At 70.1% G+C, this 15,759-nt stretch carries 15 protein-coding genes; 6 read left to right on the top strand and 9 right to left on the bottom strand.

Annotation, left to right across the window (positions count from 1 at the left end):
* Window positions 1–203: 203 nt before the first annotated feature.
* From hpaD to ABZ453_RS45950, 6 genes are read right to left on the bottom strand one after another with little or no spacing between them, the layout of a single operon-like run.
* Window positions 204–1,217, bottom strand: a complete 1,014-nt coding sequence (gene hpaD, locus ABZ453_RS45975) for a 3,4-dihydroxyphenylacetate 2,3-dioxygenase (protein ID WP_359025281.1) — start codon at window positions 1,215–1,217, stop codon at window positions 204–206.
* Entirely contained in the window at window positions 1,214–2,695 is a 1,482-nt protein-coding gene (hpaE, locus tag ABZ453_RS45970; protein WP_359025279.1) for a 5-carboxymethyl-2-hydroxymuconate semialdehyde dehydrogenase, read from the bottom strand. The genes hpaD and hpaE overlap by 4 nt, the downstream gene beginning before the upstream one ends.
* Window positions 2,692–3,624 carry a 4-hydroxy-tetrahydrodipicolinate synthase gene (gene dapA / locus ABZ453_RS45965; protein WP_359025277.1) on the bottom strand — a complete coding sequence of 311 codons (933 nt, stop codon included), beginning with the start codon at window positions 3,622–3,624 and terminating at the stop codon, window positions 2,692–2,694. Before dapA ends, hpaE begins: the two co-directional genes overlap by 4 nt.
* On the bottom strand, window positions 3,621–5,048 hold the full coding sequence (locus ABZ453_RS45960) for a fumarylacetoacetate hydrolase family protein (protein WP_359025275.1): 1,428 nt from the start codon (window positions 5,046–5,048) through the stop codon (window positions 3,621–3,623). The genes dapA and ABZ453_RS45960 overlap by 4 nt, the downstream gene beginning before the upstream one ends.
* Window positions 5,048–6,499 carry a 4-hydroxyphenylacetate 3-monooxygenase, oxygenase component gene (gene hpaB / locus ABZ453_RS45955; RefSeq protein WP_359025273.1) on the bottom strand — a complete coding sequence of 484 codons (1,452 nt, stop codon included), beginning with the start codon at window positions 6,497–6,499 and terminating at the stop codon, window positions 5,048–5,050. The genes ABZ453_RS45960 and hpaB overlap by 1 nt, the downstream gene beginning before the upstream one ends.
* 43 nt (window positions 6,500–6,542) lie before the next feature.
* Window positions 6,543–7,046, bottom strand: a complete 504-nt coding sequence (locus tag ABZ453_RS45950; protein ID WP_359025271.1) for a flavin reductase family protein — start codon at window positions 7,044–7,046, stop codon at window positions 6,543–6,545.
* Between the two features lie 223 nt (window positions 7,047–7,269).
* Here ABZ453_RS45950 and ABZ453_RS45945 point away from each other — a divergent pair, with 223 nt between their 5' ends.
* Entirely contained in the window at window positions 7,270–7,809 is a 540-nt protein-coding gene (locus tag ABZ453_RS45945; protein ID WP_359025269.1) for a MarR family transcriptional regulator, read from the top strand.
* Window positions 7,810–7,827: 18 nt separating this feature from the next.
* Here the strand turns inward: ABZ453_RS45945 and ABZ453_RS45940 are convergent, their stop codons facing one another.
* Entirely contained in the window at window positions 7,828–8,574 is a 747-nt protein-coding gene (locus ABZ453_RS45940; RefSeq protein WP_359025268.1) for an SDR family oxidoreductase, read from the bottom strand.
* Window positions 8,575–8,900: 326 nt separating this feature from the next.
* Window positions 8,901–9,782, bottom strand: a complete 882-nt coding sequence (locus tag ABZ453_RS45935) for a LysR substrate-binding domain-containing protein (RefSeq protein WP_359025266.1) — start codon at window positions 9,780–9,782, stop codon at window positions 8,901–8,903.
* A gap of 71 nt (window positions 9,783–9,853) precedes the next feature.
* Here ABZ453_RS45935 and ABZ453_RS45930 point away from each other — a divergent pair, with 71 nt between their 5' ends.
* Genes ABZ453_RS45930 through ABZ453_RS45920 form a run of 3 tightly spaced genes read left to right on the top strand, consistent with a single transcriptional unit; the run spans window position 9,854 to window position 12,413 of the window.
* Window positions 9,854–11,059 carry a thiolase family protein gene (locus ABZ453_RS45930; protein ID WP_359025264.1) on the top strand — a complete coding sequence of 402 codons (1,206 nt, stop codon included), beginning with the start codon at window positions 9,854–9,856 and terminating at the stop codon, window positions 11,057–11,059.
* Window positions 11,056–11,751 carry a 3-oxoacid CoA-transferase subunit A gene (locus ABZ453_RS45925; RefSeq protein WP_359025262.1) on the top strand — a complete coding sequence of 232 codons (696 nt, stop codon included), beginning with the start codon at window positions 11,056–11,058 and terminating at the stop codon, window positions 11,749–11,751. Before ABZ453_RS45930 ends, ABZ453_RS45925 begins: the two co-directional genes overlap by 4 nt.
* A complete protein-coding gene (locus ABZ453_RS45920; protein ID WP_359025260.1) occupies window positions 11,748–12,413 on the top strand; it encodes a 3-oxoacid CoA-transferase subunit B in 666 nt (221 codons plus the stop codon). The genes ABZ453_RS45925 and ABZ453_RS45920 overlap by 4 nt, the downstream gene beginning before the upstream one ends.
* 45 nt (window positions 12,414–12,458) lie before the next feature.
* Here the strand turns inward: ABZ453_RS45920 and ABZ453_RS45915 are convergent, their stop codons facing one another.
* Window positions 12,459–13,442: an AraC family transcriptional regulator gene (locus ABZ453_RS45915; protein WP_359025258.1), complete on the bottom strand. Its 984-nt coding sequence runs from the start codon at window positions 13,440–13,442 to the stop codon at window positions 12,459–12,461.
* Window positions 13,443–13,640: 198 nt separating this feature from the next.
* On the opposite strand from ABZ453_RS45915, the gene ABZ453_RS45910 reads away from it, so the two are divergent.
* Together ABZ453_RS45910 and ABZ453_RS45905 are read left to right on the top strand one after the other, a co-directional pair.
* Entirely contained in the window at window positions 13,641–14,522 is an 882-nt protein-coding gene (locus ABZ453_RS45910; protein ID WP_359025256.1) for a dioxygenase, read from the top strand.
* On the top strand, window positions 14,519–15,592 hold the full coding sequence (locus ABZ453_RS45905) for a maleylacetate reductase (RefSeq protein WP_359025254.1): 1,074 nt from the start codon (window positions 14,519–14,521) through the stop codon (window positions 15,590–15,592). The genes ABZ453_RS45910 and ABZ453_RS45905 overlap by 4 nt, the downstream gene beginning before the upstream one ends.
* The last annotated feature ends 167 nt before the right edge of the window (window positions 15,593–15,759 follow it).

The following is a 15,759-nucleotide window of genomic DNA, read 5'->3' as shown; positions in this document are numbered from 1 at the left end:
CCTAGGCCCATCCGTGCGCCGCGCGGCTACAGACACCTCCGCCCCGACCCACCCCGGGCGCCCCCGCCCGGGCCCACCGCCCGGGGGGCGCGTCCGCGTGTGCGCTCAGGGGTGCCCTTGGACGGAGCGAGGCCGCGGCGGCAGGCAACCCGCCCCGGCGACTCATGGTCTGCCGGGGCGGGTCGGTCGGGAGGAAGGACGGGTCAGCCGAGGCCGTCGGCGCCCACCTGGACGGCGGACTCGTCGAGCAGGCCGTCGGAGACGGTCTGCGGGCTGCCGTCGAGGTCGAGGACCGGAGTGGCCTCCTTGTACCAGGACTCGATCACGGCGTTGCCCCAGAAGTCGCGGCGCCGGTCGTCGTGCACGCTCCACCGGTACGTCTCGTGGTCGGGGTCGCCGGTGTAGTAGTCGGAGGTGTAGATCTCCACCCGGTGGCCGTCCGGGTCACGCAGGTAGACGTAGAAGGCGTTGGAGACGCCGTGCCGGCCGGGCCCTCGCTCGATGTACTTCTCCTCGTGCAGTGCGCCGAAGATGTCGGCGGTGCGCAGCACCTGGTGGGACTCGTGGGTGGCCACTCCGAGGTGGTGCAGGCGGGGTCCGGCGCCGCCCGTGAAGGCGACGTCGTGGACGGTCTGCTTGCGGTACATCCACGCCGCGTACAGCTCGTGCTCGTCGCCCTCGATCGTCTCCGAGCAGCCGAAGCCCAGGGACCTGTAGTGCGCGTACGCGGCAGGGATGTCGGGGGTGCAGATGTTGAAGTGGTCCAGGCGGGCGATGTGCGCGCCGCGGTGGAGGTCGTAGCGCTGGATGAGGCGCTCACCGCGCTCGATCTCGTGGAAGAACTCGACCGGGAAGCCGAGCGGGTCCACGACACGCACGGCGTCCCCGACACCGACGGTGCCCTCGCCCTTCTTCAACCGCTTGACCGGGCGGCCGAGGTGACGGAAGAACTTCTCCGCCTTGTCGACGTCCTCGGGGGTGCGTACGCGGTAGGAGATGTGGTCGAGGGCCGCGAGGTCGCCCTTGCGCAGCACCAGGGAGTGGTGGGTGAGTTCGTCGGTGCCGCGCAGGTAGAGGGAGCCGGTGTCCTCGTACTGGACGTGGAAGCCGAGCATGTCGACCCAGAACCAGCGGGCGGCACCGAGGTCGGTCACGGCGAGCTGGGCGTAGGCGGAGCGGATGACGTTGGGCGCGTCGGGGTGCGGGGGCGTACTCATGAGGTGGCTCCGAAGCGTGGGGTGTGCACATCACCGAGGGCGACGTGGACGATCTTCGACTCGGTGTAGAAGTCGATGGAGTGGGCGCCGCCCTCACGGCCGACGCCCGACGCCTTGACCCCGCCAAAGGGGGTGCGAAGGTCGCGGACGTTGTGGGAGTTGATCCAGATCATGCCGGATTCGACGGCGTGGGCGATGCGGTGGCCGCGCTTGAGGTTCGAGGTCCAGATGTAGGCGGCCAGCCCGAACTGCGTCGCGTTGGCGAGCTCGACCGCCTCGGCCTCGTCGTCGAAGGGGGCGACGGCCACGACGGGGCCGAAGATCTCCTCCTGGAAGATCCGGGCGTCCCGCTCGACGTCGGCGAAGACGGTCGGCTGGAGGTAGTTGCCGTCGGGCAGGTGGTCGGGGCGGTCGCCGCCCGCGACCAGCCGGGCCTCCTTCCTGCCGATCTCGACGTAGTTCAGGACGCGCTCGTAGTGCTCGGGGTGGACCAGCGCGCCCACCTCGGTGGCAGGGTCCGAAGGCAGCCCGACACGGACGTTCACGGCCCGCTGCGCCAGGCGCCGGGTGAACTCCTCGTACAGCGGCCGCTCCACGAGGACACGTGAACCGGCCGTGCAGCGCTCGCCGTTGAGGGAGAACACGCCGAACACGACCGAGTCCAGCGCCGCTTCGAGGTCGGCGTCGGCGAAGACGACGACGGGGGACTTGCCGCCCAGCTCCATCGACGTGGTCTTCAGGTGCTCGGCGGAGGAGCGGATGATGTGGCGGCCGGTGTCGGTGGAGCCGGTGAACGAGATCAGCGGCACGTCCGGGTGATCGACGAGGGACTGCCCCGCCTCCTCCCCGATGCCGTGCACGATGTTGACCACGCCAGCGGGCACCCCGGCCTCGGCGAAGATCTCCGGCCACAGCGAGGCGGAGAGCGGGGTCCACTCGGCGGGCTTGAGGATGAGCGTGCAGCCGGCGGCCAGGGCGGGCGCCAGCTTCCAGCTCTCCAGCATGAAAGGGGTGTTCCAGGGCGTGATCAGCCCCGCGACCCCGACCGGCTGCCGGACGACGTAGGAGAACTGCTCCTCGCCCTGCCGGAAGGCCTCCTCGCCGAGCGCGACGATGACGTCGGCGAAGTAGCGGAAGTTCTCTGCCGCGCGGCGGGCCTGGCCTCTCGCCTGGGTGATGGGCAGTCCGGAGTCGTACGACTCGAAGGCGGCCAGCTGGTCGTGGCGGGCCTCGACGGCGTCGGCGATGCGGTACAGGACGTTCGCGCGCGCCCGGTTGGACAGGCCGGCCCACTTGGGGAACGCGGCGCGGGCCGCCACCACGCCACGGTCGACGTCGGCCGCCGTACCGCGTGCCGCCTGGGTGTAGACCGTGTTGGAGGCCGGGTCACAGACGTCGAACGTACGGCCGTCGGCGGCGTCCGTGAGTTCACCGCCGATCCAGTGGCGGATGGTCGAGGGAAGGCTCTCGGGGATCACTTGGCTGTTCCGATCTGTGCGGTGAGGTCGCCGCCCTCCGCGAGCAGCGCGCGGATCTTTGTGAGGCCCGCGTCGGTCGGGCCGGTCAACGGCGGCCGGACGAAGTCGGAGGCGATACGCCCCTGCTGGGCCAGGACCCACTTGGCGGGCGCCGGGTTGGTCTCGACGAACAGCAGGTCGACGAGCGGGTGCAGCCGGTAGTGCAGATCACGGGCCGCGTCGAACTCTCCGGCCTCCCACAGCTCGTACATCCGCGCCACCGCGCCGGGAGCGAGGTTGGCGACGGCCGACACGAAGCCCGCCCCGCCCAGTGCCATCAGCGGCAGGCAGAGCAGTTCGATACCCGACCACACCAGCAGCGACCGCCCGCACGCGTGCAGCACACGGGAGAAGTGCTCGAAGTCCTTCGTCGTCTCCTTCACCCCGACGAAGTTCTCGAAGTCGGTGAACAGGCGCTGCACCGTCTCCGGTGCGATGTCGACGGCGGTGCGGGAGGGCACGTTGTAGGCCACGATCGGCAGTTCCGGGAACTCCCGGGCCACCCTCGCATACCACTGGTAGAGCGCCTCCTGGGTGGGCCGTGCGTAGTACGGCGTGATGACCAGTGCCGCGTCGGCGCCCAATTCCTGTGCGGCGGCGGTGAGTTCGAGGGTCTCGTCGAGCTTGTGGGAGCCGGTGCCGGGCAGGAACGGCACCCGGTCGCCGATCTCCTCGACCGCCGTGCGCATCGCGGCGACGCGCTCGGCGACGCTCTGCGCGCTCGGTTCGCCGGTCGAGCCGCCGAGCGAGATGCCGTGCGAGCCGGACTCCAGCTGGAAGCGGATCAGGCCGCGCAGGCTGTCGTGGTCGGGGGCGCCGGCCGCGGTGAACGGCGTGACGACGGGGGCGATGGACCCGCGGATCGCCGACGGGTCGCTGCGGAACTTCACTGTGTTTCTCCCTTGGACCAGTTCTCGTAGGCGTCCCGCCAGGCAGGGCCCAGCGGATACAGGCCGTCGACGCTCTCGCCCGCGGCGACCTGCCCGGCGATGAAGCGCTCCTGCCGTTCCTGTTCGCGGCAGTCGGCGATCAGTTCCTCGGCGAGGTCGGGCGGTACGACGATCACGCCGTCGGCGTCGCCGACGATCAGGTCCCCGGGCTGTACCAGCGCCCCGCCGCAGGCGATGGGCACTCCGCTGTCCCAGGGAACGTGCCGGCGGCCGAGCACGGAGGGGTGGGCGCCTGCCGCGTAGACGGGCAGACCGAGGTCGGCGATGGCGGTGCTGTCGCGTACGGCGCCGTCGGTGACGACCCCGGCCGCGCCCCGGCGCTGTGCACGCAGGGCGAGGATGTCGCCGAGAGTGCCGGCAGTCGGGTCTCGCCGGGCGTCCATCACCAGGACGTGTCCGGGGCGCAGTTCCTCGATGGCCCGCTTCTGGGCGTTCATGCCAGTGCCGTACCGCTTGAACAGATCCTCGCGCAGGGGCAGATAGCGCAGGGTGTGGGCGACGCCCACCATGCCCCCACCGGCCACGGGTCGTACGCCGTCGATCGACATGTGCGGCAGACCGCGCGAGCGCAGCTGGGCGCTGAGTGTTGCCACGGCGACCGAGCGCAGTCCCTCCGCGAGCAGCGGGTCGAGCAGCGGTTCCGGCTCGTGGGCGACTCCGTAGGCGGCCTCCCGTTCGGCCGGGTCGGCCTTGGGCATGGCCCCGTACGGAGCGAGCGGGTCGCCCTCGGCGATCGGGTTGCGCAGCCGCCCGGTGGACAGCTCCCCGGCGGTGACCTCGATCTCGACCAGGTCACCGGGCTGGACGACCGAGGCCCCCGTCGGAGTGCCGGTGAGGATCACGTCCCCCGGCTCCAGCGTGACCAGCCGGGACAGGTCGGCGACCAGTTGCCCGAAGGGGAACAGGAGGGTGTCCGTGGTGTCGTCCTGGACCAGCTCGCCGTTGACCCAGGTCCGCAGCCGCAGCCCGGCCGGGTCCACCTGGTGGGCATCCAGCAGACGCGGCCCGATGGGGGTGAAGCCGTCGGCACCCTTGGAACGGAGGTTGGAGCCTCGGTCCGCGTACCGCAGGTCGTACACGCCCGCGTCGTTCGCGGCCGTCACCCAGCGGACGTGACGCCAGCCGTCCTCCGGCGCCACACGCTGCGCGCGCGAGCCGATGACGAGCGCGATCTCCCCCTCGAAGCCGAGGAGTTCGCAGCCCGACGGCCGTACGATCGGCTCCCTCGTCCCCGCGAGCGAGGACGGCGGCTTGAGGAAGTACGACGGATGGGAGGGGACTCGGCCCCGTTCCTTCGCGCGGCTGGGATAGTTGAGATGGACCGCGATGATCTTCGTCGGCGGGTTCCCGAGCGGGTGCGTCATCAGGAACGCTCCAGGAAGGCCTGCACCTTGGCCTTGTAGGGCTCCCGGTCGTAGGACTTCACGTACGCACCCGCCATCCGGACCGGGTCGCCGAAGAAGTAGTACTCGTACAGCGCCTGGCGGCTGGAGAAGGCGGAGATGCAGGTGTCCCAGACCAGCCGGAACAGCTTGACGCGCTCGGGGCCGGTCAGGGTGGCGGACTGCAGGTATGCCTCGATGTCCTCGGCGGCCGGGCCGGTGATGTCGAGTTCGGTCGGGGTGGCCATGAGGCCGGAGGCGCCGAGCTTGCGCAGGATCTGCGGGAACCGCTGGTAGAGCTTGGGGTAGAGGTTGCGGGCGGCGTTGAGCGGGGCGAAGGCGGGGGTGAGTACGCCGTACTCGTTGACCTGGGCGTCGGCCTCGGCCGCGCGCAGGAAGGCCCTGAGCATCTCCAGCGTGGCGATGATCTCGGCGATGTCCTCCTGGACGTGCTGGAACTGCTCGATGCCGATCGCCTCGGTCAGCAGTGTCACCAGGCCGAGGATGTACTCGGTCTTGGCGGTGGTGCGGGTGACCACCTGGTGGGTCATGTGCACCACGGAACCGGTCTGCGAGTAGAAGCCGTTGCACAGCTCGGCGTCGCCGAGCGCGAAGCAGCGCTCGTAAGGCACGTGCACGTTGTCGAAGACGACCACGCAGTCGGACTCCTCGAAACGGGAGCCGAGGGGGTGGTCATGGCGCGAGCGGTCGTAGTCGAGCGGCTCGCGGGCGATGTAGCGCAGGCCCGGGGTGTCGTTGGGGATCGCGAAGGCGTACGAGTACGGCTTGTCCTCGGGGGTACCGCGCAGCACGGTCGAGGGGAAGACGAGCATCTCGTCCGCGAACGGCGCGATGGTGGCGAGCATGCGCGCGCCGTGGATCACGACGCCGTTGTCGTCCTCCTTCACGATGCGCGCGGCCAGCTTGCCGCCGGCCTGCTGGGTGCCGGCCACGGACCGGTTGACCTGCGGTGGGATCAGCGTATGTGTGCACAGCAGGTCCTCTTCGCGGACCTTCTCGTAGTAGCGGCGGATGTTCTCGCCGAAGGCCGGATTCGCCTGGGCGAACCAGTCGGCGGCCGAGGCGAGCGCCATCAGTGAGCTGTTCATGTAGTCGCCGGTGCGGCCGAGCATGCCGTTGCTGTGGTCGGCCCAGACTTTGACCGCCTTGCGGCGCTTGACCAGGTCCTCCGGGGTCTTCGGGGTGAGGAAGGACGTGCCGACCGGCTCGCCGGAGGTCGGGGAGGTGTAGGTGAGGGTGTCCTTGTGCTCGGCGGAGTGCTGGAGGTCGTACAACTCCGCGTAGGTGCGCACCACGTTGCGGAAGGCCGGGTGGTCCTGGATCCCGCTGGTGACAGTCTCGCCCTGGATGTGGACGGTGGGGCGGGAGGCGGCGAGGCGCTCGAGGTATTCCTTGCCGGTGCGTGCGGCCATGTTCGTGCTCCTGAGAAGTGCTGGGGCCGGGGGATGTGGCTGGTCAGATGAGGTGTTCGATGCCGTCGGTGGCCTCGGCCGCCGTGCCGAAGCGGCTCCAGGCGTAGGTAAGGGCGTCGCCGTCGCGGTGGCCGAGGTCGGTGACCCTGCCGACGACGAGGGTGTGGTCACCGCCGTCGTACGAGCGCCACGGGTCGCATTCGGTCCAGGCGAGGGGATGCGCGAGCCGGGGGACGCGGGCGCCCTCCACCCAACGAGGCTCGGCCGCGTCCCGCGCCCCCGCGAACTGCCGCGCCAGCGGCTCCTGTTCGGCGCCGAGGATGTTCACGCAGAACGGCTGGTCGAGCAGTTGGTCGTGGCAGCGGGCGCGCTTGGCGACGCTGATGAGCACCAGCGGGGGATCGGCAGAGACGGACGTGAACGAGTTCATCGTCGCGCCGCGGGGGCCGTCGTCGCCTTGGTACGTCACGACGGTGACGCCGGTCGCGAACCGTGACATGCAGGCGCGCAGAGCGCCGGGGCTGGGCGGGGCGAGTGCTTCGGGCATGGGGAACTCCATGAGAGCCGGCCGGGCAGCGGGCGGATGCCCTCGATCCTGGAGGGGGCAGAGTGTTTCATATGCGGATCAAAGCATGTAATCAAAGCTTTGATTAGTTGGACGGTACTCTGGACTCGGGTGCTTGGGAACCCCCGGGAACGAAGATTGCGCGATCGACTCCGGGCTACCGGGGGCCGACGGCCCGCCGGAGCGTTCGGCCTACACTCGCGATGTGAATGAGGAACAGTCGGACGCCGAGCATCTGCACTTCTGGTCCTTCATCGACCACGCCGTCGATCGGGCCGCCCGGGAGTTGCCCGGCATCGACCCGCTCGCGATGCGGCTCGTGCTCACCCTGCACAGGGCGGCCAACATGCTCGTCTACGACCTGGAGTCGACCGTGCACCGGCCGCGCGGCTGGTCGTGGCCCGGCTTCCGGGTGCTGTTCGCCATCTGGCTGTCGGGCCCGGTCGAGTCGAAGAAGGTCGCGGAACTGTCCGGCATGAGCCGGGCGGCCGTCTCGGCGCTGGTGAACACCCTGGAGAGAGACGGCCTGGTCAGCAAGGAACGTGCCGCGTACGACGGGCGCGCGGTCCAGTTGTCCCTGACCGAGGCCGGGCTGGAGGCGATCACCACCGCGTTCCGGGCCCACAACGAGCGCGAACAGGAATGGGCGGGCTCGCTCAGCGAGGAGGAGCAGCGCACGCTCGTCGACCTGCTGGGCAAGCTCACCGCCCACTCGTCCCACTTCGACGCCCGGCACCGGGTCTGACGTCGAAACGACTTCAGCTCATCGGCGCGTGGCTCCGCCGTCCGCGGCGATGATCTGCCCTGTGATGAACCCGGCGTCGTCGGAGGCGAGGAACGCCACGACGGCCGCGACATCGGCCGGCATCTGCACGCGCCTGATGTCCTGGATCTGCTCGACCTGCGCGAAGAACTCCTCGCTCATCGTGGCCACGGTCACGGCCGTGCGGACCAGACTCGGCGCGACGCCGTTGACGGTGATGTTGTGAGCGGCCAGGTTGGTGGCCAGGACAGATGTCAGTCCGTTCAGCGCGCCCTTGGCCGAGACGTAGGAGACGGCGACAGGCGGCGGAGTCCAGTAGCTCGAGGAGGAGATGTTGATGATCCGTCCCGACCCGGACTCCTTGAGGTCTGGAAGGAATGCCTTGGAGGTCAGGAAGGCGCCGTCCACATTGACGGCGAACGTGCGACGCCACTCGTCGTAGGTGACGTGGTCGACGTCGCTCAGCAGAACAACGGCCGCGTTGTTCACCAGGATGTCGACGGCACCGAGTTCGCTGCGGACCCGCCCGGCAAACCCTTGGATCGCTTCCTCGTCCGAGATGTCGACCTTGTCGCTGAAGAAACGCCGCCCGGTGTTCGTGACGAGTTCCCGTGTCTCTTCGGCGGGCAGGACGTCCGCGACCGCGACGTCCGCTCCGTCGGCCGCCAGCCTGCGGGCGATCTCCTGCCCGATACCGGAACTGCCCCCGGTCACGACGGCCACCTTGCCTGTCAGTCTCCCAGCCATGACTCGTGCCTCCTCAGTCGGCGCATCTCCTGGCGCTGCCCGGGTTCGGTCGGTGCCACCAGGCCCTCGATCCGGAACCCTGCGCGTCAAGGCCGCCGCTGAGTAGTGACTTGTTCGTCTAGCGGACATGTCCGTTGACCGTGACGGGGCCACTCAAGCGGTGTCGCTGCTCGGCCGCTCAGGCGGCTCAGGTCGCGGTCTTCGGCGCGTCCCCGCAGTTGTGCGTGGCGCCTCCCACGGACGTCACCGCTGACGATCGCGGATCAGGGAAGCGATTCCGTCGCCAAGATCGTCGCCTGACACTGACGGGCCGTGTCGTCGGCAGCTCACAGTGTCGCTCGGATGATGGCCACGGTCCGGGCCAGGTGCGGTTCGGCTCGGTCGGCGCGGTGGGCGACGGCCAGTTCCACACGTGCGTCGGCTCCGGCCAGGGGCAGGTAGGCGACGCCGTCGAGCGTCAGCGCGGTGACGGGTTCGGGTACGACCGCGAGGCCGAGACCGCCGGCCACCAGGGTGACCAGCGTCGAGGTCTCGCCGACCTCGTGCCGGATGTGCGGTTCGACGCCGGCGTCGCGCAACAGGCCCAGTACGACGTCGTACATCACCGACCGGCGGTCGGCGGAGTGCACGATCAGGTCGGCGCCGGTGAGGTCCACGATCCGGAGCCGTTTCCGGCGGGCGAGGGGGTGGTCGACCGGAACGGCGACGACGAGCCGGTCCCGGCGCAGGGTGTGCACGGTGAGGGAGAGGTCGGCCGCCGGTGGCCGGAGCAGCGCGACGTCGATCGCGCCGGTGCGCAGCGCTTCGACCTGGTCGGGTGCCAGCATCTCGCCGCGGAAGGAGAAGTCGACGCCGGGCAGTTCCTCGGTGAGCCGGCGCGAGAGCGTGGGCAGCAGGCTGTACGTCGCCGAGCCCACGCACCCGATCGCGAGGTGGCCCACCGAGCCGGCCGCGACGAGCCGCGCGTGGTGGGCGGCCTCGTCGACGTCGGCGAGGATCGCGCGCGCCCGCTCGAGATAGGACCGGCCGGCCTCGGTGAGGTCGACACGGCGCGTGGTGCGGTGCAGCAGCTCGACACCGAGCTCGGTCTCCAGTTGGCGGATCTGCTGGGAGAGCGGTGGCTGGGCCATGTGGAGCCGCTCGGCGGCGCGGCCGAAGTGGCGTTCCTCGGCCACCGTCACGAAGTACCGGAGATGGCGCAGATCCATACATCGTCCATATCAATTGGTGCGGATATGCGTACTTCAGAATATCGCGTCCCGCGACTAGCGTCGCTGTCATGAGTGCTTTCATCTACGCCGCGACCCGGACGCCGTTCGGCCGCTTCAACGGTGCGCTGGCCGGGGTGCGCCCCGACGATCTCGCCACCGCCGCGATCACCTCGACCCTCGCCAGAGTGCCGGGCCTGGATCCCGCGGTGATCGGCGATGTCGTGTGGGGCAACGCCAACGGTGCCGGCGAGGACAACCGCAACGTCGGCCGCATGGCGGCGCTGCTCGCCGGGCTTCCGGTGAGCGTGCCCGGCACCACCGTCAACCGGCTGTGCGGCTCCAGCCTCGACGCCGCGATGATCGCGAGCCGGACCATCGAGTCCGGCGATGCCGACGTGGTGCTGACCGGTGGTGTGGAGTCGATGACGCGTGCGCCGTGGGTGTTGCCGAAGTCGGCGAAACCGTTCCCGGCCGGCGACGTGACCGCCGTTTCGACCACGCTCGGCTGGCGGCTGGTCAACTCGCGGATGCCGAAGGAGTGGACGGTCAGCCTCGGCGAGGCCAACGAGCAGCTCCGGGAACGCTTCGGCATCTCCCGCGAGCGGCAGGACGAGTTCGCCGCCCGCTCCCACCAACTCGCCCACGCCGCCTGGGAGTCGGGCTTCTACGACGACTTGGTGGTGCCGGTCGAAGGCGCCGACGTGACCCGCGACGAGGGCATCCGGCCCGCATCCACACCGGAGGTGCTGGCAGGGCTCAAGCCGGTCTTCCGCACACCGGAACAGGGCGGCACCATCACCGCGGGCAACGCCAGCCCGCTCAACGACGGCGCCTCGGCGGTGCTGCTGGGCAGCGAGAAGGCCGCGGCCACGATCGGAACCGACCCGATCGCCCGTATCGCCGGCCGTGGCGTGATGGCACTGGAGCCGCAGGCCTTCGGCTACGCCCCCGTCGAGGCCGCGGGTCGTGCGCTGGCACGGGCCGGGATCGGCTGGGACCAGGTGGGCGCGGTCGAGCTCAACGAGGCCTTCGCGGTGCAGTCGCTCGCCTGCCTGGACGCCTGGAAGATCGACCCCGCCCTCGTCAACCAGAAGGGCGGCGCCATCGCGATCGGCCACCCGCTGGGCGCCTCCGGCGGCCGCATCCTCGCCACGCTGGCCAAGGTGCTGCGGGAGACGCGGCAGCGCTACGGAGTCGCCGCGATCTGCATCGGGGTCGGCCAGGGGCTGGCCGTCGTACTGGAGAACTGCGCCGCCACGGAGGTGGCACGGTGAGCCGCGCGGAGATCGTGGACAGCGCCGACGCGGCGGTCGCCGGGATCGAGGACGGCTCCACCGTCCTGGTCGGCGGGTTCGGCCTGGCCGGGATGCCGTTCGACCTGATCGACGCGCTCATCCGGCAGGGCGCGAAGGACCTGACGATCGTGTCCAACAATGCCGGCAACGGCGACGTCGGACTGGCCGCGCTGCTGGCCGCCGGCCGGGTGCGCAAGGTGCTGTGCTCCTTCCCACGCCAGGCCGACTCCTGGGTCTTCGACGACCTCTACCGCGCCGGGAAGATCGAGCTGGAGGTGGTTCCGCAGGGCAACCTCGCCGAGCGGATGCGCGCGGCCGGGGCCGGCATCGGCGCGTTCTACTGCCCGACCGCGGTGGGCACGCCGCTGGCCGAGGGCAAGGAAGTGCGGGAGATCGACGGTCGCACGTACCTGCTGGAGTACCCGATCAAGGGTGACTACGCGCTGATCGGCGCGCATGTCGCGGACACGATGGGCAACCTCGTCTACCGCAAGACCGCCCGCAACTTCGGCCCGGTCATGGCCACGGCCGCGACGACGACCATCGTCCAGGTCGACCAGGTGGTCGAGCCCGGCAAGCTCGATCCGGAGGCGGTCGTCACCCCGTCCATCTACGTCGACCGGATCGTCCAGGTGACGGCCCGTCACTACACCGTGCAGGGGGCACGATGACCATCACGCACGCCGACCACCGGCTCTCGATGGACGAGCTGGCCGCGGTCGTCGCCCGCGACATCCCGGCCGGTGCCTTCGTCAACCTCGGCATCGGGCAGCCCACCAAGATCGCCGACCATCTGCCGGCCGACTCCGGGGTGGTGCTGCACACCGAGAACGGCATGCTCAACATGGGCCCGAAGGCCGAGGGCGACGCGATCGACCCCGACCTGACCAACGCCGGCAAGGTCCCGGTGACCGAACTGCCGGGGGCGGCGTACTTCCACCACGCCGACTCCTTCGCGATGATGCGCGGTGGGCACCTCGACGTCTGCGTCCTCGGCGCCTACCAGGTCGCCTTCGACGGCGACCTCGCCAACTGGACCACGGGCAAGCCTGACGACATCCCTGCCGTCGGCGGCGCCATGGACCTCGCCATCGGCGCCAAGGACGTCTACGTGATGATGACCCTCTTCACCCGCACCGGCGAGCCCAAGCTCGTACCGCGGTGCACCTACCCGCTCACCGGCCTCGGCTGCGTCAGCCGCGTCTACACCGACCACGCCGTCTTCGACGTCGGCCCCGACGGTGTACGGATCCGGGAGACGTACGGCGTCAGCGCGCGAGAACTCGGGGAGCGGCTCGGCATCTCGCCCTCCGACGGGGTTGTCCCCCGCTGACCTCGCCTCCTCGATGCCCTGCGTCGGCCCGCCGGCGCTGCGTCCTCATGACGCGTCGCCTGCCCTGCCCAGCGTCTCGGAGGGCGCCGCACCGAAGCGTCGGCGATAGGCGGCGGAGAAACGGCTCAGGTGGGTGAAGCCCCACTGATGGGCCGCTTGGGTGACCCCGACGGCGCCCGTGCCGAGGTCGGCGTGGACCCTGTCCAGACGGACGTTGCGCAGATACGTCATCGGGGTCACTCCGAGGTGTTCCCTGAATCCCTCCTGAAGGCGGCGGGCGCTGACGCCTGCCGCCTGGGCAAGGTCTCCCACCGTGAACGGGGTCTCGGGGCGGGCCTCGATCAGGTCGACTGCCTTGCGTACCGTCCGCGGGTACGCGGGGGACTGGGGACGCAGGAGCGCGTCCGTGTAGTTGTGCTGCTGCGCCAGCAGCAGGCCGCTCACCAGGAGTCGTTCGAAGTGCGGCTGGACCGCCCGTTGGCCGATGAGCCCGTCTGCGCTGTCGGACTCGGTCAGCAGAAGGTCCAGGGTGTTGCGCCAACTGCGGCCGGGCGCGGACGTCAGATCGAAGTCGAAGGCGAATTCCAGCGGCGCCTGCAGCGGGCGGCCCAGGAGGGCCTGGAGCTCCGCTTCGACCAGGTTCCGGTCGATCTTGATGCCCAGGTGTGTCGCGCCGTCTTCGCAGCTCAGCAGGCGGTGCTGCTGAGTGGGTGTGAAGACCATGGCGTCGCCGGCGGTCGCCACCATCTCCTGGCGTCCGGTGGCTGCCTCGATGGCGCCTCGGAGCACGACGTTGACGTGGTAGTGCGACGGTGTCCTTCCGGGATCGACCCGCGTGCGCTGGCCGAAAGTCATCAGGCCGACGGTGATGTGCTCGGTGCGCGTGCCGCGCAGTTCACCACCGGGCACTCTGGAGCCCGACAGCGGGGTGACGTCCGCGGGATAGAACAGGTCGTTGAGGCGTTCGCGGAAGTCCTCGAAGCCTGAATCGCGGCACAGCACGTGGCTCGCCAGAGGGGAGCGGCCCATGCGTCATTCTTATCCACGTGTCACCAGATCAACAAGGGTGAACGACGGCGTTCCGTTGCTCGGGACGGCCCTCGCGGAACCCGTCGCGCGATCCGGCTGCCGTTCGCGCTTCGCGGCTGTCACCTCCGAGCGCGGCTCCGTAACGTCTCCTCGGCCACGGCCCCGCCGTGGAACGCACGCCAGCACTGGAGGTACGTCATGTCCGCAAACGACGAAGCAGTGAAAACCATCACCACCGCGGCCGTGGACAGCTTCCGCGACACACCGGACCCGCGGTTGCGTGAACTACTCCAAGGGCTGGTCCGCCATCTCCACGGGTACGTCCGTGAGCTGCGTCCCACGATGCAGGAGTGGGAGTACGCCGTGGACTACCTCACCACCGTCGGACAGAAGTGTGACCCCACCCGTCAGGAGTTCATCCTTCTCTCCGACGTGCTGGGCGTCTCCATGCTGGTCGAGACGGTGAACGAAGAGGGCGGCGGAACGGAGAGCACTGTCCTCGGGCCGTTCCACATGGTGGAATCCCCGAAGCGCGAGAGCGGGGACACCATCGATCTCCTGCGCACCGGACAGCCCTGCGTCGTGTCGCTGCGCGTCAGGTCGGCGGACGGCAGCCCACTGGCCGGGGCGAGTGTCGATGTCTGGCAGTGCACCGAGGACGGCTTCTACGACGTGCAGCAGCCCGACCTCCAGCCGCCGGGCAACGGACGCGGTCTCTTCAGGACCGACGACGAAGGCCGACTGTGGTTCCGCACCGTGGTGCCCAGCCACTACCCCATCCCGACCGACGGCCCGGTGGGAGTACTGCTCGACGCCACCGGACGTCACCCGTACCGCCCGGCCCACATCCACTTCATCGTCGAGGCCGACGGCCACCGCCCGTTGACGACGCACATCTTCGTCGCCGACGGCCCTTACCTGGACTCGGACGCCGTCTTCGCCGTCAAGGACAGCCTGGTCGTCGACTTCGCCCGGGTCGACGACCAGGACAAGGCGCGCGAGTACCAGGTCGCCGCGCCGTTCCGCATCGCCGAGTTCGACATCACCGTCGAGCCCGAGACGGGTGAGGACGCCCGATGAAGACCCCGCTCGACTTCGCGTACCAGGCGCTGCCGATGCGTGTGGTGATGGGGACCGGTGCCCTCGACCGGCTCGCCGACGAGATCGACCAGGCTGGGCTGAAGCGGGTCATGGTGCTGTGCACGCCGGGACAGCGGGAACTCGCCGAGACGGTCGCCGGCCTGATCGGGTCCCGGGCGGCGGACATCCACCCCCACGCCCGGATGCACGTGCCCACGGAGTCGGCGGCCGAGGCCCAGAGGCGCGCGAAGGAGGTGAGCGCGGACGGCTGCGTCGCGGTCGGCGGCGGATCGGCGATCGGCCTCGGGAAGATCGTCGCCCTGAAGTACGGCCTGCCGGTCATCGCCGTACCGACGACGTACTCCGGGTCCGAGATGACACCGGTGTGGGGTCTGACGGAGAACGGCGTCAAACGCACCGGCAGGGATCCACGCGTCCTGCCGGTCTCGGTGCTCTACGACCCCGCGCTCACTGTGCCCCTGCCGACGGCCGTCTCCGTGACCAGCGGCGTGAACGCGATCGCGCACGCTGTCGAGGCTCTCTGGGCACCGGACGCCTCGCCCGTCATCGACCTGATGGCAGAGGAAGGCGTGCGGGCGCTGGCCACCGCGCTCCCGGACGTTGCCGCGGACGGCACCGACCTCGACGCCCGTGCCCGCGCCCAGTACGGAGCCTGGCTGTGCGGCGCTTGCCTCGGGGCCACCACCATGTCCCTGCACCACAAGCTCTGCCACGCCCTCGGCGGCTCCCTCGACCTGCCGCACGCTGCCACCCACACCGTGGTACTTCCGCACGCCCTCGCCTACAACCAGGACGCGGCACCCAAGGCGGTCGCCGCGCTGGGCCGCGCCCTGGGCACCCCCGCCGATCCCGCCACAACCGTGTGGAACCTCGCGGGGCGGCTCGGTGCGCCTCGGTCCCTGGGTGAATTGGGCATGGCCGAGGACGACATCGACGAGATCGTCCGGGTGGCGCTGGCCAATCCCTATGCCAACCCCCGCGAGGTGACCGCGGAAGGCCTCGGCCAGCTCCTGTACGCCGCATGGTCGGGACAACCACCGATCTCCTGAGAGCAGGCCGCTCGCCACGGCCCGCCTCGGTCGGGTTCTGCGCGCGCAGGGTATCGTTGCTCAGGCCCTGAGCGACGTCACGGCCGCGGCGGTGACTTCCCTGCTCAGCCCCGGGAGGGCCGGCCTGCCTCCGTTCGCGTGGCCGGTCGCCCATGGTGTCGAGAGAG

The organism is Streptomyces sp. NPDC005799 (assembly GCF_040630525.1).
Lineage (GTDB): Bacteria > Actinomycetota > Actinomycetes > Streptomycetales > Streptomycetaceae > Streptomyces > Streptomyces griseorubiginosus_B.
This window is presented reverse-complemented; position numbering and strand designations above follow the sequence as displayed.

Excerpts from the sequence above, each read along its gene's own strand:
- hpaD (WP_359025281.1), bottom strand. The coding sequence starts at position 1,217 with ATGAGTACGCCCCCGCACCCCGACGCGCCCAACGTCATCCGCTCCGCC.
- ABZ453_RS45960 (WP_359025275.1), bottom strand. The coding sequence starts at position 5,048 with ATGACGCACCCGCTCGGGAACCCGCCGACGAAGATCATCGCGGTCCAT.
- hpaB (WP_359025273.1), bottom strand. The coding sequence starts at position 6,499 with ATGGCCGCACGCACCGGCAAGGAATACCTCGAGCGCCTCGCCGCCTCC.
- ABZ453_RS45950 (WP_359025271.1), bottom strand. The coding sequence starts at position 7,046 with ATGCCCGAAGCACTCGCCCCGCCCAGCCCCGGCGCTCTGCGCGCCTGC.
- ABZ453_RS45940 (WP_359025268.1), bottom strand. The coding sequence starts at position 8,574 with ATGGCTGGGAGACTGACAGGCAAGGTGGCCGTCGTGACCGGGGGCAGT.
- ABZ453_RS45935 (WP_359025266.1), bottom strand. The coding sequence starts at position 9,782 with ATGGATCTGCGCCATCTCCGGTACTTCGTGACGGTGGCCGAGGAACGC.
- ABZ453_RS45930 (WP_359025264.1), top strand. The coding sequence starts at position 9,854 with ATGAGTGCTTTCATCTACGCCGCGACCCGGACGCCGTTCGGCCGCTTC.
- ABZ453_RS45920 (WP_359025260.1), top strand. The coding sequence starts at position 11,748 with ATGACCATCACGCACGCCGACCACCGGCTCTCGATGGACGAGCTGGCC.
- ABZ453_RS45915 (WP_359025258.1), bottom strand. The coding sequence starts at position 13,442 with ATGGGCCGCTCCCCTCTGGCGAGCCACGTGCTGTGCCGCGATTCAGGC.
- ABZ453_RS45910 (WP_359025256.1), top strand. The coding sequence starts at position 13,641 with ATGTCCGCAAACGACGAAGCAGTGAAAACCATCACCACCGCGGCCGTG.
- ABZ453_RS45905 (WP_359025254.1), top strand. The coding sequence starts at position 14,519 with ATGAAGACCCCGCTCGACTTCGCGTACCAGGCGCTGCCGATGCGTGTG.